The sequence below is a fragment of the Anaerolineales bacterium genome (genome assembly GCA_037382465.1).
In the GTDB taxonomy this organism is placed as follows: Bacteria; Chloroflexota; Anaerolineae; order Anaerolineales; family E44-bin32; genus WVZH01.
In genome coordinates this window covers 30,713-54,531 of record JARRPX010000032.1, presented here as the reverse complement: position 1 = coordinate 54,531, position 23,819 = coordinate 30,713, and the positions used below count along the sequence as shown (strand labels likewise).

Sequence of the window (23,819 nt, the reverse complement as noted above, 5' to 3'; positions counted from 1 at the left end):
CGCCTTCGTCGATGACCTCGACGTCGAAAGCTTCAGGAGGCAGGCCAAGTTCGTTTGCCCCTCGGGCAATTGCTTCTTCAACGTTGGGAGCGATGACTTCAAGGCTGGTTCTCATCTCTGACATCATCTGTCCTTATGGCGTAACAAACCAACGACAGGATCATCCCGCCGCGGCATTCTCGCGTAATCTGCGAATGACGACACCCTGGATGATCCCCAAAATATTGGAGACGACCAGGTAGATCGCAAGGCCCGAAGAAAATGTGAAGGCCAGGTAGCCCATGATGAGCGGCATATATATGGTCATCATCTGCATCATCCCGCTGCTTTGCTGATCCGTACTGGTTGTGGGAGTCGTCAGCTTGGATTGAAAGTACGACGTAACTGCAACCACGATTGCCAGCAATGGGATCCCACCCTGCAGGAAGCTAACCCCGTTGAGGAAGGGAAGGACCAGGCGCTCCGGCTGTCCCAGGTTCATGTAGAAAAAGGTGCTGTTCAGCGGAATCAAAGAGGTCGGCGTGAACGGATAGATCAGTTTGGAAAGATCGAGCAATTGAACGGGTGTCGCCGCCATCGTGCGGATGATCGCCTGGTACAGCCCAAGGATGATCGGCAGGTTGAGCAGGGTAGGCAGACATCCGCTGAACGGGTTGTAACCTTTTTCCTGGTAGAGCTTCATCTGCTCTTCAGCAAGCTTCTGTCTGTCGTCCTTGTATTTTTCCTGGAGCTTCTTCCATTTTTTCGATCCCTGCAGTTCTTGCATGATCATGGAACTCTTCATCGATTGATAGGTGAACGGCAGCGTAATCAAACGTACGAGGACGGTGAAAATAATAATGGCCCACCCGAAGGTGTTCGGCCCGGTGCCCAATAATTGATAGATGAGCAGCAGGGCGTTGATCATCGGCATTAAAATGAGTGAATTCCACATTGTTGGCGTATCCCTATTGTTCCTCAGGTGAGAAGAAGCATCCCGACCTGCCGGAATCGATATCGACGGCGTAAACCATACACTCTGGTGCGATCGCTCCGAGGAACAGTTGGCCGTTGTACAAGACGGGGTCGGAAAGTAATTTTCCTTCGAGAGTGGTATCGTTCGGCCAGACTGCACCACCGGAGGACGGGTCGGCTGCGTGTACGACTCCGGTTTCGGTGACGAAGTAAACACCGTTCTCGTCGACGGCAGGGGAAGCCCCGATGGAACCGTCGATCGTCTTCTGCCAAAGTTCGTTGCCATTTTCAGCTTCGACGGCGTAGGCGATGCCTGTGGTATCGCCAAAGTAGGCAACGCCGTCGAAAACCACGGGGCTGCTCCAAACCCAGCCGGCGGTCTCATACGTCCATTGAACCGATCCGTCCATCGTGTCAATGGCGACCAGTGATTCGCCGAAGGTTCCCACCAGGATCAGGCCGTCGCTGAGCGTCGGCGAGTCGGAAATCGCACCGCCGAGGTCCACCGTCCGCCATATTTCTTTCCCGCTGGAAAGATCGATGGCGTAGACATGATGGTCGAGAGATGCGAGGTAGATGGTCTGCTCATCGACGATCGGGGACGACCAGAGCGGTCCCGGGTCTTCGGACGCCTGGAACGGCTCATCCCAGACCGGTTCGCCGGAATCAACATCGAGGGCGTATAACCGGCCGTCTGCCGACGGCACCAGCACCAAATTGCCCACGATCAGCGGAGATCCGATGATGCGGTCTTTGGCGTCTTGGAATGCGGAAGCCCATGAAGAGGAGCCCGTTTCCGCGTCGAGTGCATATACTCCATTGTCGTAGCCGCCGACAATCACCAAACTGCCGTCGGTCACCGCAGGAGGCGCGTAGAAGCTGAGCGTGCGGTCCGGTTCAGCAGGGAAGCGCCAGAGTTCATTTCCGCTCTCCACGTCGATGGCATATACGGCAGGCCCATAGGCGACGTAGAACGTCGATCCTTCGATCGTCAGACCGGGCCAGCTGGACGCCGCGAAAACGCTTCCACTGCAACCCGTTAACAGAAGCGGAGCGATGAGCAGCAGGCTGAGAATGGTTGCAACGTAGAGTTTTTTACGAAAGAGTTTCGACATTGAACACCTATGGCACCGGGTCAAATCCACCCGGGTTAAGAGGATTGCAGCGCATGATGCGGCGGATCGCCATCCAACCGCCCTTGAACAGCCCGTATTTGACGATCGCCTGGTACCCATAATGCGAGCAGGTCGGTTGAAAGCGGCATACCTCGACGGGGATCAACCGGGCAAACGTATTCTGGTAAAGGCGAATGAGGGCGAGTGCGGACAAGCTAGGCAGATTCCGCAGGGTGAACGGAATTTCGGTAAGGTCTGGTTCGTGTTCTGTTCCGGTTACTTTCCTATATTCACTGTCCATCATTATCCACCAACATTCCCGCTCGGGTAAGTAATTCTCTCACCGCAGTGTGGACCGCGGTCCAGTCCGCTTCGTTCAGCGGAGGACGGGCGATGAAGATCGCGTCCCATCCACGTTGAAGGCCGGGCAGGTACTTCTGAATTGCACTGCGCAGCTTACGCTTGGCACGATTGCGTCGTACGGCATTTCCCACCGCTTTGCCGGCCTGCACGCCGAAACGGATCACTGCACGATCGTTCGAGCAGGCGAGCAGAATAACGAGCGGGTGGGCATAAGATTTCCCATTACGCCGCACCCGCTTGAAATCGGACGTACTTTTGAGCCGATGTTTCCGGTTCATCCATCTGGTCTGAATAGCTTATCTGTCGGGTAGGCAACCGTCTCTCGTATGATCGCTTGGCTAAGCTTTCCAGTTGACCTTTTTAACGTGCTGATTCATCCGGACGGAAAGACGGTGCCGGCCTTTCTGGCGTCGTGCTTTGAGAACATCACGACCACCGCGTGTCTTCATTCGACTGCGGAATCCGTGAACCCGTAACCGGCGGCGTTTTTTCGGTTGATACGTTCGCTTTGGCATTTGATCCTATCCAAACATCCAATAAATGTCATATCGAGCTGCGTTAACAGCGCCGGAGGATTATACCGTATGGGCCGTTCGTGGTCAATTGGCAGTGTAATCATCGTGGAGCGGCCGGGTCCTATCCTTGGCGCTCGTATTGCTTGGTCGACATGGGTGCACTATACTCACGCCCATGGGGCGCGTGATCGTGGTGGCGAATCAGAAAGGCGGCGTCGGAAAGACGACCACCGTCATCAATCTGGGCGCGGCGCTGGCCGAGCGTGATCGACGCGTGCTGTTGATCGACATCGATCCGCAGGCCGGATTGACGGCCAGTTTCGGAGTCGATCCCTATCAACTCAAGACCTCGACCTACGCATTGTTGATGGACGACGATGTGACCCTGGAGCGGGTCGTTCAGCCGATAGAAGAGCGGCTGTGGCTCGTACCGGCGGGTGTCGACCTGGCTGCGGCGGATTATTCGCTGACCCGCTTCAAGCATTCCACACAGCGACTGCGCCAGGCGATCGGGGATAAATCCGACGCAGTGGATTTCGTGCTTATCGATACCCCTCCCAGCCTGGGTTTGTTGACCGTCAACGGCCTGGTGGCCGCAGACGAACTCCTGGTTCCCGTGGGTTGTCAATACCTGGCGATGCGCGGCATCCGGGCGCTGTTGGAGACGGTATGGCTGGTGCAGAAACGGGTGCATCCGGACCTGGATTTGCTCGGCCTCTTGCCAACCATGTTCCGGCGTGATTCGGAGCATTCCCGGCTGGTGGTGACGGAATTGCGCGCGGTCTTTCAGGAGAGAGTCTTTCAAACGGTGATCGATGTCGATGAAGCGGTCATGGCTGCGCCGGCGGCGAGGAAGTCCGTGCTTGCCTACAGACCTCGCAGTTCCGTTGCAGACGCCTACCGCAGTTTGGCGGAGGAAGTCATCCGTGCCGATTCGCTCACCCAGATGAGTTGAGCCATCCGGATGAGCAGCTCAACGCCCCTTTGCGAATCGACGAAAACAAACCCGCAGTCGAAGCGTGAAGTCCTGATGCTGTGAATCAGTCCTCCAGGCGGTGAATGTGGCCGCCCAGGGAACGCAGTTTATCGTCGATCCGTTCGTATCCCCGTTCGATCTGACTGATGTTGCGAATGTGCGAAGTGCCCTTGGCAGCGAGCGCGGCGAGGGTAAGCGCCAGTCCGGCGCGGATGTCGGGGCTCTCCAGCGTTTCGCCAACGAGGGGACTCGGGCCTTGCACGATGCAGCGATGGGGGTCGCAAAGGATGATGCGTGCCCCCATGGAGACCAATTTGTCGGTGAAGAACATGCGCGTCTCGAACATCCAATCGTGGAAGAGCACGGTTCCGTTGGACTGCGAGGCGATGACGATGGCGACGCTCATCAGGTCTGTCGGGAAGGCCGGCCAGGGCATGACGTTGATTTGGGGGATTTTCCCGCCCACGTCTTGCTCGATGGTCAGATCTTGTTCGGCCGGCACGAAGATGTCTTCGCCAACGACGTCCCAATGGACTCCGAGACGTCCCAGCACGAGGCGCGCCATGCTCAAATGCTGTGGGGCGGCTTTCCGGATGGTCACCTCTCCACCGGTCACGATCGCCGCGCCGATGAAACTGGCGACCTCGAGGTAATCAGGGCCGATGGTAAATTCACCGCCGTGCAATCGATCGACTCCGTGGATCAGCAGGGTGTTCGACCCGATGTTCTCGATCTTCGCGCCGAGCGTATTGAGGAAATTACACAGGTCCTGTACGTGTGGTTCGGAGGCTGCGTTGCGAACGACTGTGTTGCCTGCTGCGGTGACGGCGGCCATGATCGTGTTTTCCGTTGCGGTCACGCTCGCTTCGTCCAACAAGACTTCGGTGCCCTGTAACCTGCCGGGAGTGGAGAGTTTGATCTCCCTGTCCTGATATTCGACTTCTGCACCAAGCGCTTGCAGGGCCAGCAAATGGGTATCGACTCTCCGCCTTCCGATCACATCTCCACCCGGTGGCGGCATGTCGATGCTTCTTGTTCGGGCCAACATCGGACCGGCCAGCAAGATGGAGGCGCGGATGCTGCGGCAGAGATCCGGATCCAAATCGGCAAGGCGCACTTGTTGGGCCTGAAGTCTCCAGGAATTGGGGCCGAGCAGTTCGATCTTAAGCCCCAGGCTCTCCAAAAGCAGACGCATGGTACTCACGTCGCCGATGGAGGGCACGTTGTGCAGTGTGACGGCTTCGTCGGTGAGCAGGCACGCGGTCAACAGGGGAAGCGCGGCGTTCTTGTTGCCGGAAGGGGTTACCTCGCCTTGAAGCGGATGACGGCCTTCGATTAGAAAACTGGGCATGACGCTCCTCTCAGTGGAGTAATACTCGCTGTTCGGGAGATAGTTTCAACGTATCGGCTGCGTTTCCGGCGTTGATGGCGATTTCCAACAGGCCCGAGCTGCCGATGTAGGCCACGGGGCGTCCCTCCGGGACTTCCATGAACGTCGAATGGATCGGAAGCGGATAATGATTCTTCAGATAGACGTGCGGCTCTCCTTTAAAAGTGATGCTGGGCAACTCGGGCAGCCAGGGATCGAAAGTGAGCGTTTTACCCTCGTGCTTCAGAAAGCCGATGCTGGTGATGAGATTTCCGAAGCGATCGGCGTGCATGATCGCGCCGCGAATCGTCGGTCCTCGTTCGACCTGGAGTAACGGCATGGGGAAACGGATGGGATGCTCGATCGGTTTGCCTACGTCTTTGAATCGCACGCCGCTGGAGAGATGCGCCGCGACGGGAGCGAAAATATCCCGACCGTGGAAAGTCTGACTGGTGGGATTGAGATGATAAGCGGTGTTCGTCAGTTCAACGGCGGCGAGTGGATTTTCGTGAACGTAGAGATAGGAGAAGACGCCGTTATCCGGGCCGACGGCGGCGAAGCTGGACCACCTGACTGCGATGGACCGCCGCGTCGTCCCCACGCCGGGGTCTACGACGGTGAGATAGATGCTGTCCTTGGGAAAGTAGTTGACAGCTCGCCACAATTCAAACGCGGCACGATGGATGTCGCCGGGTGGAATGTTGTGCGAAAGATCGATCATGCGCGCTTGCGCATCGATCCCGGCGATGACGCCTTTCATGATGCCGACGTATGCGTCCTGCGTTCCAAAATCCGTCAACAAAACGATTGTTTTCGGCAACCAATGCTCCCGTGCAATCATTCTAATGGAGTCGTGCAGGCCGGTCAATCGGGGCAAGGGGCAGCGTCGTCCAACAGGTGGTGAATCGTTGATTTCTCCTCGCAAACGCGCCTTTGCAATACGGCGCGATACGGGGTTGTATGGTAGAATCCGGTTTCGTGAACAGTCCCGTGATTGACCCACAATCGAGACCGATTGGCGTGTTTTCGGCCATTGTTACGGGTTTCGATCGGGTGGCCGCAAAACCACAATTGATTCTTCCCATTCTGCTGCTGGACTTATTTCTATGGTTCGGTCCGCACGTTTCGATCGAACCATTGATCCCTCAAGATCTGGCTTTGATCGACGCTTCGGCGGCTGATTTTACGAGCGCTGACGATGCAGCACTGAATTTCGATGAGATCAGCCATGGGCTAAACATTCTGAGTGGGTTGAGTGTGTTTCCATTGGGGCTGCCTTTCAATCTGTTGGTGGGTCTGGGCAGTCTTTCACCGGGCATTCCAAGTCTGATGGCCTCCCTGTTTCCGATGGAAACGCCCATCGGAAAACCAGCGGTGGTTACCGTCGATAATGCTGGCGCCGCGCTCTTGATCTGGGTTGCCTGCTTGATTGCCGGTATGTATTTCGGCGTTTTTTTCCACCGGAAGGTGGCCAGCCAGGTCGTGCCGGATTCTGAAGTTGGCTCGAATTGGGTGACCTGGGGACGTTCACTCGTTCTCGGATTGGGTGCCTTCATAGCCGCCCTGCTGTTTGCATTGATCACGTCGTTACTGATCGCTTTCGCAGGTTTCGTTTTCGGTGGACAAATTGGTGAGATTCTCGGCATAACGCTCATGATCAGTTATTTGAGCATCAGCTCGTGGCTTGCGATCTACCTGTTTTTTTCCATCCACGGGATTGTGCTCAAAGGATTTGGCTTGCTGCGTTCCATGTTGGAGAGCGTGTATTTTGTGCGCATGAACTTCGTAAGCACCGTACTTTTCCTTTTTTTGGTCTGCGGGGTAACTCTGGCGGCTCGACGCTATGTCTGGAGTCTGCCCGAGAATGAATCCTGGTTGATGGCACTGGCGGTTTTCGGGCATGCCTTCGTGGCCGCGACGTTCCTCGCAGCCAGCTATGTTTTTTACCAGGAACGCCGGGAGTGGCTGGCGGCGTTGATGGCCTCGTCCCTGGACGGCCTTTCGACCGCAGATGGTGCCGGACGCGCTTCAGAGTAGCTTCAGGGACAACGTGCAGCGCCTCGTGCCTCGATCAGACCAGCGGTGTTCGCAAGAGGAGTAGATAGTGACCAAGCGTAAGCAAGAAGTCAGCAGTTATGCGGCGAAAGACATCCAGGTCCTCGAAGGCCTGGAAGCTGTTCGACGCAGGCCGGGGATGTACGTCGGTGGTACGGACATCAAAGCGCTGCATCACCTGGTGTACGAGGTGGTGGACAATTCGATCGACGAAGCGCTCGCCGGTGTGTGCGAAAATATCGACGTCTATCTGCATGAAGACAGCAGCGTGACCGTCGAGGACGATGGACGCGGGATCCCTGTGGATATCCATCCGCAGAAGAAAAAACCGGCCCTGGAAATCGTGATGACCGTCCTCCACTCGGGGGCGAAATTCGGCGGCGGGATCTACAAGGTTTCGGGCGGCCTGCACGGTGTAGGGGTGTCGGCTGTGAACGCCCTTTCGGAATGGTGTGAGGTCGAAGTCAAGTTGGACGGTAAGGTCCACGCTCAACGTTACGAACGGGGCGCACCGACCGGTCCCGTGGAAGTCATCGGGAACGCCCCGAAAAACGCTCACGGGACGAAAGTGCATTTTCGATACGACCGTGAAATCTTCAAGGGCGATCCCCAATATCGTTTCGAAACCCTGCTCCAGCGTTTCCGCGAAATGGCGTTCGTCACGCGCGGTGTAACGATCAACCTGGTCGACGAGCGCAGCGACCGGCGGATGACCTTCTATTTCGAGGGTGGGATCACCTCCTTCGTGCGCTACCTCAATCGAAACCGCAGCACGCTGCATCCCATCGTGCACGTCGAGAAGGAAATCGAGGACACGGTGATCGACGTTGCGCTGCAGTATACCGATGCCTATGCGGAGTCGGTTTATTCCTTCGCAAATACGATCAACACGGTGGACGGCGGCACGCATCTCACCGGATTGCGTGCGGCAATCACGCGCACGATCAACGATTATGCGCGGAAAAACGGCCTGCTCAAAGACACGGATCAAAACTTTTCCGGCGACGACACCCGGGAAGGTCTCACGGCTATCGTGAGCATCAAACATCCGGATCCCCAGTTCGAAAGCCAGACGAAGGTGAAATTGATGAACGCCGAGGTTCAAACCCAGGTGCAGCAGGTGCTCGGTGAAGCGTTCACCGCTTTCCTGGAAGAGAATCCCAGAGCCGCGAAAGCGATCGTTCAGAAGTGCCTCACCTCGGCCCGGGCCAGAGATGCGGCGCGTAAAGCGCGCGATCTGGTCATTCGCAAGAGCGCCCTGGAGAGTCTCACCCTTCCAGGAAAACTTGCCGACTGCTCGGAACGCGATCCGAACAAATGCGAGTTGTACATCGTCGAGGGCGACTCGGCGGGCGGTTCCGCCAAGCAAGGTCGCGACCGCCACTTCCAGGCCATTCTTCCGCTGCGCGGCAAGATCCTCAACACCGAGCGCGCCCGGCTGGATAAAATCCTTTCCAACAACGAAGTCAAGGCGTTGATCTCGGCTCTGGGTACCAGCATCGGAGAGAGTTTCGATCTTTCCGGGTTGCGCTACGGCCGCGTGATCATCATGACCGATGCGGACGTGGATGGCTCGCATATTCGTACGCTGCTGCTCACGTTTTTCTTCCGCTACATGTCGGAACTGATTGATGAGGGTCACCTCTTCATTGCGCAGCCTCCGTTGTATCGTATCGGCCACAAGAAAACGGTCCAGTATGCCTATACCGAAGCGCAGCGCGAAAAGATGATGAAGGAATTGGGCGCCAAATCCAAGTCGGCGTCTCTACAGCGCTATAAGGGTCTTGGCGAGATGAACCCGAATCAGCTCTGGGAGACGACCATGGATCCTTCGAATCGGACACTGCTACAGGTTTCGATCGAGGACGCAGCGGTTGCGGATCGCACTTTTGACATGTTGATGGGTTCCGCAGTACCGCCGCGGCGGCGTTTCATTCAAACCCACGCGCGCGAGGTGCGCAACCTGGACGTCTAGGGGGATCCTACCTTTCAATCCGTTAGGCCATCCAGCAAAGTGACCTGAAGCCAAACGAAATCACTCGTTTCCGCTTGGCTTTGCCTGTTCCTCGGTTTCAATCTGCACGCTGTGAACGCCCCGGGTAAACGTCGTCCGATCGGTAAGAAAGTCTGCTGCGTGGGACATGCTGCCCTGTGACGCTTCCCCCTTCGTTTTCACTTCGGACTATTTAATATGGGGAATATGTTAAATTAATATAAATTTAATATACTTTATCCATAATACATGATAATATCGAGCTAGTTAGGGGTTTTTTGGGTAAATCCGTTGGCTCAGCGTAAATTTCTCTAGAGAAATGAGAGTAAACTATGAGAAGTGAAGCAGAAGAAGTTACATTGGTTGAAAATGATCTTAATTTCGAAGAAAGTCCGGATGATGAGGATCTTTCTTCGGATTTACAGGATGAGAAGGACATAGATGTGATGAAGAATTTTCCCGCCTTGATCGATATCGAGGATTTGCGGCGAACCTATCTGGACGACATCACGCAGACGCCGCTGCTCACGGCGGAGGAAGAAGTATCCCTGACGCGCAGCCTGCAGCGTGCACGCAGGGCGCGCAAGGAACTGCTGCAGGGGAATGTCAGTCAAAAGCGAAAAGAGGAATTGAATGCCATCATCGAAGCCGGTTCGGCGGCTCGCGAGCGATTGCTCATGGCGAACACACGCCTCGTCGTCAGTGTGGCCAAGAAATATCGGTCGCGTGGAATGCCTTTTATCGACCTCGTGCAGGAAGGCATCATCGGGCTGATCCGTGCGACGAAGAAGTACGATCCCGACCGGGGTACTCGTTTCAGCACCTACGCCACCTGGTGGATTCGCCAGGCGATCACCCGCACGATCGACAACCATGCCCGCACGATTCGTCTTCCCGTTCATAAAAAGACCGAGATCAATCGGCTCAACTATGCCAGGCACGAACTCGCGCAGGATTTGGGCCGGGAACCTACGGTTGAAGAACTGGCGCAAAATTTGAACAGGACGCCGGAAGAGGTTCGCGACACGATCAAGATCGCGCAGCATCCACTCTCACTCGAGACACCTCAAGATGATGAGGACGGCCGACTTCTGGGTGACATGCTGCCCGATGATGATGCGGAATCTCCCGAAGAAGCCGCTGAGACAAGTCTGATTTACGACCGTGTGCGTGAAGTGTTGGAGGATTTATCACCGCGCGAAGCCAAGGTGATCATGCTGCGTTATGGTCTGCAAGACGGTCAAACCTATGCGCTTCAGCAGGTGGGCGATCGCATGGGGATCACGCGCGAGCGTGTTCGACAAATCGAATCCCAGGCACTTTCCCGCATGCGCAACAACGCCAAGAAGCTCCGCTGAATGGGTAGGTATGCGAAAGCGCGAAGAAGTATTTGCAGCGGTAGAGGAGGGTATCGTGCACAACGAGTATAAAGGGGATCGAGGTTTAGAACTCATCGAACGTTATGCGAACGGTGAGGCCTTGAGTGACGATGAATGCCAGTCGATGCGCGCTGTGATGTATCTCATCTCGCGCTACCTTCAACCCCCGCGGTTGTGGGCGGACTTCCGCTGGCGTGGTCCGAAATACTTCGTGAAGGAACTGTGGCCCAAGATCAAGGAGCGGCCGGAGCTGCTCAACGGTCAATTCGGGCATGGCGCAGTAAGCCCGTAAACATCTCGTGAGGCATCAAAACGCCCGAAGGAATGTTTTCCCTCGGGCGTTTTTCCTTTTAACATGGTTCCTGTGGATGCCGAATTAGCCCTGATAGTAGGGATTCTTTCCTTCGGCGTGATCCGTCGTGTCCAGCACTTGCTTGATCTGCGGAATCTCTTCGAGGATCGTCGCTTCGACTCCTCCCTTGAGCGTCGCATCGACCATCCGGCATCCCTGGCAGCCGCCGCCGAATTGAATGTAGGCGGTCGAATCTTTTACGTCCAGGAGAATCACGAAACCTCCGTGCGCGGCGATGCCTGGATTGACCTTGTTGTCGATCACGTCTTGAACGGACTGCGCCAGCGGATCTGTCCACAGCGGGTTGGGGTTGTCGATCTTGAAGCCGCCGCGAAGGTTGTCCTCGACGAAATCCAACGTCGAGTCCTGCAATTTCGGTGCGCTGTCTGCATCGATCAACACTTGCAGATCATCGAGATCGACGACGGAATCGTCCGGCTTGCGGTCTTCCGGCGGCACGAGCCCCAACGTATAATGAAATCCAAAGGGACCTCTGCCGTCAACGGCAAGTCGAAGGGACATGCCTTCGCCGCCCTCTGCTTTCATCGTTTCCAAGATTTTTTCTTTGGCGACCTTTGTTACCGATATCACGCTGCTTCTTCCTTTCTTAATCCCTGTTTCAACAATGAAACAAGTTATTCATTTGATCGTCGAGTGCAATCGACGTCTTTAAGAATTATAACCCAGTGGTTCCACTGACGTCAGCGGATTGAGGTCTGAAACGGATCTCCTTCAGCATAGACATTCGGGGGTGAGCGTCCTGGTGGAGGACGTCACGCCAGGCCGGCAGGCCCGTCACTTTTCATACGGGATTCGTGGTTTGCTGCTGCCGGGACGCATCCAGATTGGGAGGACTCAGGGTTGCCAGTGGAGGAAGACGTGCAGGATTTCAAGGTTGACTTTCAAGTCGGAGTCGCGGTGATTGGCAAGTTCGATGTCGATCGCGGCGATGCCTTGCATCGACGCCCAATCAATCAATTGGCCCGTGAACAGGCATCCCGTGTCGACGGGTGGGTAGGGGTAATCGCTCACCGCTGCAACAGCTTCCGCCAGACTGATCGATGCTGCATCGGGCGGCTGGCCGCCGGGAAAGATTCCCAACGCCGCGCTGTGGTAGTTGATCAGCGCGAAGATTTTCTCGTCGATGAGGAACTGCATCAACGCCAGGGTTTCCGGTTCGGAGGCCGGATATGGGCCGCCGGTAACGGGAAGGTAGCGCCAGCAGCCATCGATGGGCCATTCCAGCTTCCACTGCGCCGGAAAGTTACGGTTCAAATCGACTCCGTTTTCGTTCGTGCGCCCATGAATGCCTTGTGCGCGGGCTTCCCCATCCGGATTCAAGGAGCGAAGTATGAACAAGGTAGCATCATCCGGGATCCACTCGGGGCGGCCTCGCACAAGCGCGATCAATTGTTCCGTGAGTGCGATCGTGTTGTACTCGTAACCCCCGTGAATGCCCCCGATGATCAACAGCTTCCTGGGTCCGTTTCCGAAGCGATAAACTTCGATCGGGCGGCCGGCGACGGATTCCCCGATGACGATCGGCCCGTCCCAGAAAGCAACCGCTGAAGGCGTGCCGCTGGGCTGCGGTGTCGCGGTTGATGTCGGCGAGGGGGTTTGGGTTGGTTCGCTCGTGGAGGTCACCGTGTTCGGTGCATTGGGTGTAGTATTTTGCACATCGTTCACCGACATGTTATTCGATTTGGATTGGATCGAAGCCAGGGTAGCACATGCAGAAATAAACAACGCGACCGATGCGATCGCGCTCGTGTAAAGCATCGTCACTCGACTGTGGGCCCCAAAGCGTCTCATCCAACTCATGCTTTCCACGCGCCCCAATACGCATATACGTCCGGGCTATAACTTTACCTGCGGCTGCTGTTTCTGCCAAGTCCGGTACGAATAGGCGAGTTGGCAGTTGAACGCAGGCGAACTGCCGAACCTCATTCGAGCGTTCCTGGACCTCGAAGCAGCTCGATGAGCTCACGCTTGTCCCCCTGCGGAAATCGGATCGGGCAGTTCATTACGGAGTTCGACCTTCCAATCTCTTTACAAAACCCGATTCTGGGCGATACTCGGTAGTCAAAACTTTCACCATCGGCTACAATACGCTTGAAGCTTTGGAATATGTATATTTATTTTGAGAAATAATTGAGATCTACATGGCCCTCGAAATTGGATCATTACTACGAAGTCGTTATCGAATCGACGGCGTTCTTGGACAAGGGGGAATGGGTGCCGTCTATAAAGCCTTTGATCTGAATTTGGGCGTCGAAGTCGCCGTAAAAGAGAATCTATTCACGACCGAAGAATTCGAACGGCAATTCGAACGAGAAGCTCAAATCCTCGCCCGGCTCCGACATCCCAATTTACCTCGCGTGTCGGATCACTTTGTGATCGAAGGCGAAGGCCAGTACCTGGTTATGGATTTCATCCAGGGGGTCGATATCCGCGAACGGCTCGAGAAGGACGGTCCCATATCGGAAAAAGAGGCGCTGCCCTGGTTTCTCGAGATCAGCGACGCGCTCTCCTATCTGCACTGCCAAGAACCACCGATTCTGCATCGAGATATCAAGCCCGGCAACATCAAGATCATGCCCAACGGAAAAGCGATCCTGGTCGATTTCGGCTTGGCCAAGTTCTTCGAAAAGGGAGGCGCCACGACGACGGGCGCCAAGGCGATGACGCCCGGATTTTCCCCGCCCGAACAATACGGCACGGGTGGAACAGATCCACGCACGGATGTTTATTCTCTAGGGGCGACGTTGTATGCTGCGTTGACGGCGACCATTCCCGAGGACGCCATCGAGCGGGCGATGGGGCACTCGAATCTGACGCCGATCCGGAAGATCAATCCCAATATCACCCCTTCCGTCGCCAGGGTTATCGAAAAAGCGTTGGAGGTAAAGCCTCGAAATCGATATCAATCGGTGGCCGCGTTCGCATCCGCACTCAGCGGATCGGGAACGGCAAACCAGGCCACGGTGGTACGGCCGTTCCAGCGTATTGAAGACACCGTTCGCAATTCGGATACGTCGCGACTCATGGATGACACGTTGAACTCCCTGCGCACCACACGGGAGAAACCCAGCCGCTTGCCGATAACGATCCTGCTCGGTTCTGTGGCCGTGATCATCGCCGCGGGTATGCTCTACATGGGCGCCAACTTTGGCGAGTTGTTCAATGGAAATGGAACGCAGCCCGTGGTCACGAACGCGCTGGGCACGGTGATCGACCCCTCGCAGACGGATGAAAGTGGCGAGACTGTCGCGTCTTTGGAGCCATCACCAACCGTCGAAGAGACGGGCTCGTTGTCCGGCGCGGACGCTACCCGCGTTGCAGAGACCGAGACCGCCTTGCTGACAGCCACACCAACAGGCGGTGGAGTCGGGCAAATCGCCTACGCCTCCGACAAGTCGGGCATACCACAAATCTATTTAATCAACCTCGATGGAACGGACGAACACCAATTGACCGATCTCGAGGAGGGGGCTTGCCAGCCGGCCTGGGATCCGAGCGGCATGCGGCTGGCTTTCATCACCCCCTGCTTGAAGAACCGAGACGACTACCCTGGATCGAATATCTGGCTAATTAGCCTCGATGTGTCGGGAAACGTCGGCACACCGGAGCCGCTGCTGCTGGGTCCTGCAGGAAATTTCGATCCTGCCTGGTCGCCGGACGGAAAGCGAATCGCTTTCACGTCCCTTCGAGACGGTCGGGCTCAGATCTACGTCACCGAACTCGGCAGCGGGGATTTATTGAACGTGAACCATGATCTGGGATACAACTACCAACCGACCTGGTCTCCTACGGGTGAGGAGATCATGTTTAAATCCGAACGCGGAGGAGAAAGTTCGATTTGGTTCGTCCCGGCTACCGGCGGTGAGGCGCGTGTATTCAGCCGCGGGGAGTATAAAGATGATTCCAGCCCCGATTGGTCCAAGGACGGCCAATTTCTCCTGTTTGTACGGCGTAATCCGGATTCTCCGCCCTATCTCGTCGCCGCACGCTACGAAGACCTAGGTTTCGTAGATTCACGCATCTGCGTCGAAGGAAAGTTGAGCGGTGCGCCGATGGCGGAACCGCAGTGGTCTCCCGATGGGAATTGGATTGTGTTCGAAACGTGGCCGGATGGCACCAATCACAACATCGCGTTGATCTCGTCCAGCTGTAGCGGTTATGCGGAGATCACGACCGATCCGGCCTACGATTTCGACGCCAGCTGGCGTCCGGTACCGTAGCCCGCTTACGATCCGGCAGATCCCTCGAAAACGAAATAAAACCGGTCGATCTTGATGATGCCGTCTGGCTGTCCGAAGCCCTGTGTGTTGGAAGCCTTAGATTCCTATCCTGGGCCGTAATCGCATGTCGCATTCAGAGGGGACTTCGCTCCGGAACGGATCAGGAAAGGTGTCAGGTTGGGTCTGGAACTCTGTTCTTGAAGTCCCGGCAGGCTTGGGGCATAATCTCATTGTTGCTGACCGACGAAAGGTTCCCGCGCAGGAGCCTTTCCGATGTGAAATCGAAATCGCGCATCGCGCAATTCAAGACCGAAATGGGAGAATAAAATGACAGCAAAGATCATAGACGGTAGGGCAATCGCAGCTGCGTTACGCCAGGAGGTCGCTGAAGGCGTAAATGATCTTGTCGCCTCGGGGGCGACCAGGCCCGGTTTGGCGACGGTGATCGTGGGAGAGGACCCTGCCTCACAAACCTACGTGCGCATGAAACGAAAGGCTTGTGAGGAATTGGGCATCGAATCCTTTGGGTATACGTTACCCGCAGACGTGTCGCAGGAGGAAGTCGAGAAGTTGGTCACGGATTTGAATGCCAATCCCGAAGTGCACGGTATCTTGGTGCAGTTGCCGCTTCCGGCAGGGTTGGATGAGGAAGCGATACTGCGGGCCATCAGCATCGAGAAGGACGTGGATGGTTTTCATCCGATCAACATCGGCCGCCTGGCGCAGAAAGGACGTGAGCCCTTGTTCGTTCCCTGTACGCCGGCCGGCTGCATCACACTGCTAAAGAAATCGGGGGCGAAGCTGGAGGGCGCCGAGGCCGTGGTCGTCGGCCGTTCGAACATCGTGGGCATGCCGGCAGCGCTGCTGCTGGTGAAAGAAAACGCCACGGTTACCATCTGCCATTCCCGCACGCAGAATTTGCCCGACGTATGCCGGCGGGCGGACGTACTCATTGCGGCGATCGGACGTCCAGAGATGATCAGGGGCGATTGGATCAAAAAAGGTGCTTATGTGATCGATGTGGGCGTCAACCGCGTGGATGACCCCAGTGCGAAGCGCGGCTACCGCCTCGTCGGGGACGTGGCGTTCGACGAAGCCAAAGAGGTCGCCGGCGCGATCACCCCCGTGCCGGGCGGTGTGGGCCCCATGACCATTGCCGGATTACTGCACAACACGCTGCGTTCCGCGCAACGAAGCGCCGCCTGATCGCGGTAAGTAGTTAATCCAACGCCGCCGATCTCGAGCGGCGTTTTCTTTTTCGACAGGATTACGGCGCGAGTGTTCCTTGGTTCTCGTTGAAATTCCTGTGTCCTATTTTGATTGTCTGACAATTGACCCAATGCACTAAGAATGTTAGACTCGATGTGTCGGGATTGAGGAGGTTGCATGGCAACGCTGCTCGTGAGAAACGCCGCAGTACTCGTGACCATGGATGACCAGCGGCGCGAGATTCCTCAAGGCGCCATCTTCATTCGCGACGGCTGGATCGAAGATGTCGGACCGAGCGCGGCCTTCACGCAGGAAGCGGATGAAGTGCTCGACCTGCACGGCCATCTCGTCCTTCCCGGTTTGATCAACACCCACCACCACTTCTATCAAACCCTTACACGCGCGATCCCCGCCGCACAGGATGTGGATCTTTTCCAATGGCTCAAGACGCTTTATCCGATTTGGGCCGGTTTGACGCCGGAGGACATTCGCATCTCGACCCAATTGGCGATGGCGGAGCTGGCGCTTTCCGGCTGCACCACGGCTTCGGATCACCTCTACATCTATCCCAACGGATGTCGCCTCGACGACGAGATCGAAGCCGCTCGACAGATGGGCATGCGGCTGCACGCTTCACGCGGCTCGATGAGCCTCGGGGAATCCAAAGGAGGCCTGCCGCCCGACAGCGTGGTGGAAGATGAGCACGCCATCATGGAGGACACCCGGCGTCTGATCGAGACTTATCATGATGCGGAACCGGGATCCATGCTGCAGATCGTCGTCGCACCGTGCTCGCCCTTTTCGGTAACCGCGGATCTCATGCGTGATGCGGCCGGCATCGCCCGTTCCTACGGCGTGCGTCTGCACACGCATCTGGCCGAGACGCTGGACGAAGAGCGATTCTGCCTGGACGAATTCGGACACCGGCCGCTGGCGTACGCCGAAGCACTGGATTGGTCCGGGGATGACGTCTGGTTCGCCCATGCGGTGCACATCAATCCCGACGAAGTCGAGCGGATGGCCAGCTCGCAGATCGGTGTAGCCCACTGTCCGTCTTCGAACATGCGCCTGGCCTCCGGGATCGCGCCGGTCCTGCGCTACCTTTCTGCCGGCGTCGCCGTGGGCCTGGGTGTGGATGGTTCGGCCAGCAACGACAGCTCGCACTTGCTGGCTGAAGCCCGACAGGCATTTTTGCTCTCCCGCGTCGGTTCGGCGGCTGCGCCTGAAATCGACGGGTCCAAACATCTGCTGACTGCACGCCAAGCACTCGAGTTGGCCACCATCGGCGGTGCGAAGGTACTCGGGAGAAGCGACGTCGGTTCGCTGGAATCCGGAAAGTGTGCCGATTTCGTGGCCATCGATCTGGAGCGCGTGGAATTCGCCGGCGCACTGCACGATCCCGTGGCGGCCGCCGTTCTTTGCGCCTCCGTCCCGGTCGATTTCAACTACGTACATGGGAAACCAGTCGTGTATGATGGGAAGCTGCTGCCGGTGGAGATCGAAACGCTGATCGAACGGCACAACCGTGCAGCCCAGCGCCTGGCAAACGGCGCTTGAGTCATTCGAGTACCAACAAGGAGAACGCCGTGGACGCACAAAGGTGGAGCGAGATGACACGCGGACTGGTCGACGTCGCCATGGGACGCGAAAAAGCCGATCTCGTGGTCCGAAACGGTCGCTGGGTCTGCGTGCAGTCGGGTGAGATTCTGGAAAACACAGACGTGGCCGTTCGCGGAGAGCGCATTGCGTACGTCGGATCCGACGCAAGTCACACCATCGGGCCGGACACGGAAATCATCGACGCCGAAGGGCGCTTTCTCGTACCGGGGTTGTTGGATGGGCACATGCACGTGGAATCCGGCATGGTGACCGTGACCGAATTCGTACGCGCGGTGATCCCACACGGAACCACGGGGATGTTCGTCGATCCGCATGAAATCGCCAACGTATTCGGGTTGAAGGGCGTGCGTTTGATGGTTGATGAGGCGGCCGTACAGCCCATCCACGTCTGGGTGCAGATGCCATCCTGCGTGCCCTCTGCGCCGGGGTTGGAGACACCGGGTGCAGAGATCGGACCGGACGAAGTGGCCGAGGCGATGCAATGGCCGGGGATTATCGGCCTGGGTGAAATGATGAATTTCCCCGGGGTCTTCCTCAGCGACAAGCAAATGCACGACGAAATGGCCGTGACGCGTCTTGCAGGAAAGGTCATCGGCGGACACTACGCTTCACCCGATCTCGGCCTTCCGTTTCATGGGTATGCCGCCGGCGGCGCGCAGGACGATCACGAGGGAACGCGCCTCGAAGACGCCGTCGCCCGTGTACGCCAGGGAATGAAGGCCATGCTGCGCTACGGATCGGGTTGGCACGACGTGGCGGCGCAGGTGCCCGCCATCCTCGAAAAAGGACTAAATCCGCGCCATTTCCTGCTCGTTACAGACGACAGCCATTCCGAGACGCTGGTCCAGGAAGGGCACATGGATCGCGTCGTGCGCCGTGCCATCGAACGGGGCCTGGAGCCGATGACTGCGATCCAGATGGCCACGCTGAACACGGCGGAGCATTTCGGTGTCGCCACGGACGTCGGCCAGATTGCGCCCGGCCGCTACGCCGATATTCTGCTCGTGAGTGACCTCGCATCCATGCAGGTCGACCAGGTCATAGCCAGGGGAACGCCTTTGGCTGCGGATGGCGAATTGACCGTCGATCTGCCTGCTTTCCCGTATCCGCAGGAGGTCAAGTCTTCGGTCGTTCTCGGACGGCGGCTGGAAGCGCAGGATTTTCGAGTTACCTCTCCGCGAGATGGGAAGGTCGTTGCAAACGTGATCGGCGTGGTCGAGAATCAGGCGCCCACCCGGCATCTCATTCTCGAAGTCAGGGCAAAAGATGGCGAGATTCCGGTCGATATTAAGAACGATCTCGCCAAGGTGGCGCTCGTCGAGCGCCATCGCGGCACGGGAGAGGTGCAGGTCGGACTGGTGCAGGGTTTTGGCTTCGATAAGCCATGCGCCATCGGTTCGACGGTAGCGCATGATTCGCATCACATGCTCGTCGTCGGCACGGACGAAGCCGACATGGCCACGGCGGCGAACGAATTGGCGCGCGTCGGCGGCGGCCAGATCGTCGTGTGCAACCATGAGGTGATCGCCCTGATCGAGCTGCCTATCGCGGGTTTGATGTCGGACGAGCGAGCTGAAATCGTAGCCGAAAAGGCGGCCAATGTGCTGCGGGCGTTCAAAACCTGCGGCTGCAGTTTGAACAACCCCAACATGCAGCTCAGTCTGTTGGCCCTGGTCGTGATTCCCGAACTGCGTATCTCCGACATGGGCCTGGTGGACGTGAATAAATTCGAGTTGATTCCGGTCGTCATCGAAGGGGCGGGATAGGATTTTCTATGGCATCCAAGACTGGGAAGTCAGGCAGGGGGCAGAAAAAAGAGCGAACCAAGAAGGGTACTCGCCGGCGAAAGTCGGATCGCCGTCCGTTGTATCAAAAAACGGCGGACGCACTTGGGGATATGCTGGCGAAGATGGAACCAGGTACATTTCTTCCTTCTGAACCAAAGCTGGCCAAGAAGCTCGGAGTTTCTCGAGCGACGCTGCGCGAAGCGATTCGCACATTCGAAGAGCGCGGCCGGGTCATCAGGCGGCAAGGAATCGGCACCTACGTTTCCCATCTGCCTCCCGTTATTGACACGGGTCTGGAGGTGCTGGAGAGTGTGGCTACGCTGGCATCTCGCATCGACCTGGAAATCGAGATGTCCGGATTGGAGATCCAGGAACGCAATCCGACCGAAATCGAGAAGGAACGTTTTGGCATCGGCGACGCGGATTCGGTCGTGGAAGTATCGAGAGTGCTAAAGACCGGCAACCGGCCGGTCAGTTATCTCATTGATATTGTGCCGCGGAGCATCCTGCCGAAAGATGTACTCGGCGACGATTTCCAGGGTTCTGTGCTCGACATCTTTTTAAAGCGTGGGGAATGGCTGCTGGGACATTCGCGCACCGCAATCACGGCAATTTCCGCTCCGGCGGACATCGCCCGCCGGCTGCAGATCAGCCGAAAGGAAGTTCTGCTCGTGCTGGAGGCCTGGCTGTACACCAAAGACGGAAAGGCGATCGACCACTCATTCACCTATTCCCTGCCCGGCGTGTTCAAGTTCCACGTCGTCCGGCGCGTGGGTGGGTGAGGGAGTTGTCTGGATCGTCGAGCCTACAAGCAAGGGACGAAGCGTGATTGCTTCGAGATCGATCTAACTATGGAGGTGGCATGATGCGCAGTTTCGCTGGCCGGGACATTCTTTCATTAAAGGGTTTCGAACGTAATGAATATTTTCAGGTGTTCGATGTGTGCGATCGACTCGCCCCATTCGCCCGGGACCGCAAGAAATCCGACCTCCTGGCCGAGAAAATACTCGTCACGGCTTTCTACCAGCCCAGCACGCGCACACGTTTGGCGCACGAAGCGGCGATGCTGCGCCTGGGTGGGAGTGTGACCGGATTCTCCGATGCAAAGATGACGCGCGCCGGCGACTTCTACCAGGAATCGATCAAGGATACCGTTCACATGTTGGAATATTACGGCGATGTGATCGTGATGCGCCATTTCCAACAAGGCGCGCCCGCGGAAGCGGCGCGCTGGGCGAGCGTCCCCGTGATCAACGCCGGCGACGGCTGGGGCGAGCATCCCACGCAGGTTTTGACCGACCTGTACACCATTTGGAAAGAAAAGGGACGGCTGGACGGACTGCACTTCATCCTCGTGGGTGACATGCGCATGCGCACGATGCATTCCATGAGCTACGCCATGTCGCAGTTCGACATCGAAGCGACCTACATCTCCCCGCCCGAGATGTCGTTGACCAAGGAATTCAAGGCCGAGCTGGACGATCTCAGCCTGAATTATCGTGAAGCGAAGCACATCGAAGAGGTGATCGCCGACGCCGATGTGATCTACATGGAGCCCGTCGTTCAACCGGACTACACCAAGAGCCGGGACGAGCGTGAGGGCGACGTGGGCCGTACACCGGCGAATTACCAGGTGACGAAGGCCTTGATGCGTAAAGCCAAACCCGATTCGATCGTTTTGCACTCCTTACCGAGAATGGACGAACTGCTGCAAGAGGTCGACGACACGCGGCACGCGCGCTATTGGCCGGAGGCCTATAACGGTGTCGTCATGCGCATGGCGTTGTTGGCCCTCGTCCTGGGTGCGATGGAGTAATGAAAAGATGACGGCAGTCGGCGCATTCTCCCGGCTGCCGATCCCGGCAGATACTTAAGCAGGAGGGTCGATCGATGCAAACGGATCTTCGAGGTCGTGACCTGATCGGGGATTTGGATTTCAGTCGCGAAGAGGTCGAGACGGTGCTCGAGGTCGCTTTCGATCTGAAACGAAAACGGGCCTTGGGCGAACCGCATGCCTATCTGCGCGACAAAGTGCTGGCGATGCTGTTCTTCTTCAGCAGCACGCGCACACGAGGTTCGTTCGAAGCCGGCATGGCGCAGCTGGGGGGACATGCGGCGTTCATCGAATCGCGTACGACTCAGATCTCGCACGGCGATACGGAAAAGGAAATGGGGGCGATATTTGGGCGCTACTTCGATGGTATCGCCATTCGCCACGTTGACTGGCAGGTCGGCAACCACTACATCAACGACGTGGCGCAGGCCTCCCGCGTACCGGTGCTCAACATGCAGTGCGACCTTTACCACCCACACCAATGCCTCGCCGATTTGATGACCATCTACGAGAAGAAGGGGCATATGCTGCGCGGCAAGAAAATGGTGGTTTCCTGGGCCTATGCGGCCTCCTATCTAAAGCCTATATCCGTTCCGCAGTCGCTGATTTTACAAATGCCCCGCTTTGGATTGGACGTCGTACTCGCTCATCCACCCGAATTCGAACTCATGCCCGAAATCGTGCAGGAAGCCCAGGCGCTGGCGAAGGCTAACGGGACCGGTTTCGAAATCGTCGACGACATGAAAAAGGGCTTCAAGGACGCAGACATCGTCTACGCCAAATCGTGGGGTCCGCTGATGACAACGATCGATGCGGATCAGGGCAAGCGACTGCAGGATAAGTATCAGGGTTGGATCACGGACGAGGAGAAATTGAGTCTCGCCAAATCGGATGCGATCTACATGCATCCCCTGCCGGCAGATCGTAACATCGAGGTGACCGACGGCGTCATCGACGGGCCGCAGAGTGTCGTTTTTGACCAGGCCGAGAACCGGCTGCACGCCCAGAAGGCGGTGATGGCGCTGACCATGCGCTAGTGGGAAAGGGCCAAATGTCAAACAAAGATGACAAGATGGTTGCTGTTCTGGCAGTGGGTGGCAACTCGCTGATCAAAGATAAACAGCACAAGACGGTGCCTGACCAGCTTGCGGCTGTTTCCGAAACCGTCACCCACATCGCAGGAATGATCGAATCGGGATGGGAAATCGTGATCACCCACGGCAACGGACCGCAAGTCGGATTCATCCAGCGCCGTTCGGAGCTGTCCTTGCACGAGCTGCATCCCGTTCCCCTGGATTACTGCGGCGCGGACACGCAGGGCGCGATCGGATACATGTTCCAGATCGCGCTGTATAATGAATTTCGCCGACGCGGGATGGATAAACGAGCGGCCACGGTAGTGACGGAAGTCCTCGTGGACTCGGAAGATCCGGCCTTCCAAAATCCGACGAAGCCCATCGGCTCTTTCATGGATCACGAGACGGCACACGTGCGCAGCGAGAAGGAAGGCTGGTCGATCGTCGAAGATGCGGGTCGTGGCTGGCGGCGCGTGGTTCCCTCCCCGTATCCCCAGAAGATATTACAATGTGATGCGATACAAACGCTGATCGATGCCGGCTTCGTCATCATTGGTGTGGGCGGCGGCGGCATCCCGGTCATCGAGACGGAATCGGGCGACCTGATCGGCGTGGAGGCGGTCATCGATAAGGATTTCGCTTCAGCGATGCTGGCCATCGACATCCATGCCGATCTGCTGTTGATATCCACTTCCGTGGAAAAGGTTGCCTTGAACTACCGCAAACCGGATCAACGTTGGTTGGATCGTATGACCATCGATGAGGCGAAAAAGTACCTTGCCGAAGGGCATTTCGCCAAAGGAAGTATGGAACCCAAGATTAAGTCGATCATCTATTTCCTCGAGCATGGTGGCACGGATGCCATCATTACCAGTCCGGAGAACATCGAGCGAGCGTTGTCCGGTCAAACGGGAACGCACATCGGATTGGGATAAACGAATTACGATCTGGGTGCCGAAGGGAGGTGATGGTAGCGTAAAG

General features: G+C 57.0%; 22 protein-coding genes. 13 read left to right on the top strand and 9 right to left on the bottom strand.

Annotated elements, in window-relative coordinates:
- Positions 1–160: 160 nt before the first annotated feature.
- Genes P8Z34_09830 through rpmH form a run of 5 tightly spaced genes read right to left on the bottom strand, consistent with a single transcriptional unit; the run spans position 161 to position 2,947 of the window.
- Positions 161–934, bottom strand: coding sequence for a YidC/Oxa1 family membrane protein insertase (locus P8Z34_09830; GenBank protein MEJ2550970.1), 774 nt, complete (start codon positions 932–934; stop codon positions 161–163).
- 13 nt (positions 935–947) lie between these two features.
- Positions 948–2,069: a PQQ-binding-like beta-propeller repeat protein gene (locus P8Z34_09825; protein ID MEJ2550969.1), complete on the bottom strand. Its 1,122-nt coding sequence runs from the start codon at positions 2,067–2,069 to the stop codon at positions 948–950.
- Between the two features lie 7 nt (positions 2,070–2,076).
- Complete coding sequence (gene yidD, locus P8Z34_09820; protein ID MEJ2550968.1) at positions 2,077–2,370, bottom strand: membrane protein insertion efficiency factor YidD; 294 nt, start codon at positions 2,368–2,370, stop codon at positions 2,077–2,079.
- Positions 2,360–2,710 (bottom strand): ribonuclease P protein component, encoded by a 351-nt coding sequence (gene rnpA / locus P8Z34_09815; GenBank protein ID MEJ2550967.1) that lies wholly within the window; start codon positions 2,708–2,710, stop codon positions 2,360–2,362. The genes yidD and rnpA overlap by 11 nt, the downstream gene beginning before the upstream one ends.
- Positions 2,711–2,770: 60 nt before the next feature.
- Positions 2,771–2,947 carry a 50S ribosomal protein L34 gene (gene rpmH / locus P8Z34_09810; protein ID MEJ2550966.1) on the bottom strand — a complete coding sequence of 59 codons (177 nt, stop codon included), beginning with the start codon at positions 2,945–2,947 and terminating at the stop codon, positions 2,771–2,773.
- 193 nt (positions 2,948–3,140) lie between these two features.
- Between rpmH and P8Z34_09805 the strand changes: the two genes are divergently transcribed.
- Positions 3,141–3,902, top strand: a complete 762-nt coding sequence (locus P8Z34_09805) for an AAA family ATPase (protein MEJ2550965.1) — start codon at positions 3,141–3,143, stop codon at positions 3,900–3,902.
- A gap of 85 nt (positions 3,903–3,987) precedes the next feature.
- Here the strand turns inward: P8Z34_09805 and murA are convergent, their stop codons facing one another.
- A complete protein-coding gene (gene murA, locus P8Z34_09800) occupies positions 3,988–5,274 on the bottom strand; it encodes a UDP-N-acetylglucosamine 1-carboxyvinyltransferase (GenBank protein MEJ2550964.1) in 1,287 nt (428 codons plus the stop codon).
- Positions 5,275–5,284: 10 nt separating this feature from the next.
- Positions 5,285–6,112, bottom strand: a complete 828-nt coding sequence (locus P8Z34_09795; GenBank protein ID MEJ2550963.1) for an SAM-dependent chlorinase/fluorinase — start codon at positions 6,110–6,112, stop codon at positions 5,285–5,287.
- A 158-nt stretch (positions 6,113–6,270) separates the two neighbouring features.
- Between P8Z34_09795 and P8Z34_09790 the strand changes: the two genes are divergently transcribed.
- From P8Z34_09790 to P8Z34_09775, 4 genes are all read left to right on the top strand, one after another.
- Positions 6,271–7,329, top strand: coding sequence for a hypothetical protein (locus tag P8Z34_09790; GenBank protein MEJ2550962.1), 1,059 nt, complete (start codon positions 6,271–6,273; stop codon positions 7,327–7,329).
- A 67-nt stretch (positions 7,330–7,396) separates the two neighbouring features.
- Positions 7,397–9,322: a DNA topoisomerase (ATP-hydrolyzing) subunit B gene (gyrB, locus tag P8Z34_09785; protein ID MEJ2550961.1), complete on the top strand. Its 1,926-nt coding sequence runs from the start codon at positions 7,397–7,399 to the stop codon at positions 9,320–9,322.
- Between the two features lie 350 nt (positions 9,323–9,672).
- Positions 9,673–10,698: a sigma-70 family RNA polymerase sigma factor gene (locus P8Z34_09780; protein ID MEJ2550960.1), complete on the top strand. Its 1,026-nt coding sequence runs from the start codon at positions 9,673–9,675 to the stop codon at positions 10,696–10,698.
- 10 nt (positions 10,699–10,708) lie between these two features.
- Positions 10,709–11,011: a hypothetical protein gene (locus P8Z34_09775; protein MEJ2550959.1), complete on the top strand. Its 303-nt coding sequence runs from the start codon at positions 10,709–10,711 to the stop codon at positions 11,009–11,011.
- A gap of 84 nt (positions 11,012–11,095) precedes the next feature.
- Here the strand turns inward: P8Z34_09775 and P8Z34_09770 are convergent, their stop codons facing one another.
- Together P8Z34_09770 and P8Z34_09765 are read right to left on the bottom strand one after the other, a co-directional pair.
- Complete coding sequence (locus P8Z34_09770) at positions 11,096–11,662, bottom strand: iron-sulfur cluster assembly accessory protein (GenBank protein MEJ2550958.1); 567 nt, start codon at positions 11,660–11,662, stop codon at positions 11,096–11,098.
- 264 nt (positions 11,663–11,926) lie between these two features.
- Positions 11,927–12,850, bottom strand: coding sequence for a DUF2817 domain-containing protein (locus tag P8Z34_09765; protein ID MEJ2550957.1), 924 nt, complete (start codon positions 12,848–12,850; stop codon positions 11,927–11,929).
- A 383-nt stretch (positions 12,851–13,233) separates the two neighbouring features.
- Between P8Z34_09765 and P8Z34_09760 the strand changes: the two genes are divergently transcribed.
- The 8 genes from P8Z34_09760 to arcC all read left to right on the top strand — a co-directional run bounded on the left by P8Z34_09760 (position 13,234) and on the right by arcC (position 23,773).
- The gene (locus P8Z34_09760; GenBank protein MEJ2550956.1) at positions 13,234–15,312 is read left to right on the top strand and encodes a protein kinase; all 2,079 of its coding nucleotides are present in this window, start codon (positions 13,234–13,236) and stop codon (positions 15,310–15,312) included.
- A gap of 327 nt (positions 15,313–15,639) precedes the next feature.
- Positions 15,640–16,518 carry a bifunctional methylenetetrahydrofolate dehydrogenase/methenyltetrahydrofolate cyclohydrolase FolD gene (gene folD / locus P8Z34_09755; GenBank protein ID MEJ2550955.1) on the top strand — a complete coding sequence of 293 codons (879 nt, stop codon included), beginning with the start codon at positions 15,640–15,642 and terminating at the stop codon, positions 16,516–16,518.
- A 180-nt stretch (positions 16,519–16,698) separates the two neighbouring features.
- A complete protein-coding gene (locus P8Z34_09750) occupies positions 16,699–18,078 on the top strand; it encodes an 8-oxoguanine deaminase (GenBank protein MEJ2550954.1) in 1,380 nt (459 codons plus the stop codon).
- 29 nt (positions 18,079–18,107) lie between these two features.
- On the top strand, positions 18,108–19,907 hold the full coding sequence (gene ade / locus P8Z34_09745; GenBank protein MEJ2550953.1) for an adenine deaminase: 1,800 nt from the start codon (positions 18,108–18,110) through the stop codon (positions 19,905–19,907).
- A gap of 8 nt (positions 19,908–19,915) precedes the next feature.
- Complete coding sequence (locus P8Z34_09740) at positions 19,916–20,710, top strand: GntR family transcriptional regulator (protein ID MEJ2550952.1); 795 nt, start codon at positions 19,916–19,918, stop codon at positions 20,708–20,710.
- A gap of 80 nt (positions 20,711–20,790) precedes the next feature.
- Positions 20,791–21,744: an aspartate carbamoyltransferase gene (gene pyrB, locus P8Z34_09735; protein ID MEJ2550951.1), complete on the top strand. Its 954-nt coding sequence runs from the start codon at positions 20,791–20,793 to the stop codon at positions 21,742–21,744.
- Between the two features lie 74 nt (positions 21,745–21,818).
- Positions 21,819–22,799, top strand: a complete 981-nt coding sequence (locus P8Z34_09730; protein ID MEJ2550950.1) for an ornithine carbamoyltransferase — start codon at positions 21,819–21,821, stop codon at positions 22,797–22,799.
- 14 nt (positions 22,800–22,813) lie between these two features.
- On the top strand, positions 22,814–23,773 hold the full coding sequence (gene arcC / locus P8Z34_09725) for a carbamate kinase (protein MEJ2550949.1): 960 nt from the start codon (positions 22,814–22,816) through the stop codon (positions 23,771–23,773).
- Positions 23,774–23,819 lie beyond the last annotated feature (46 nt).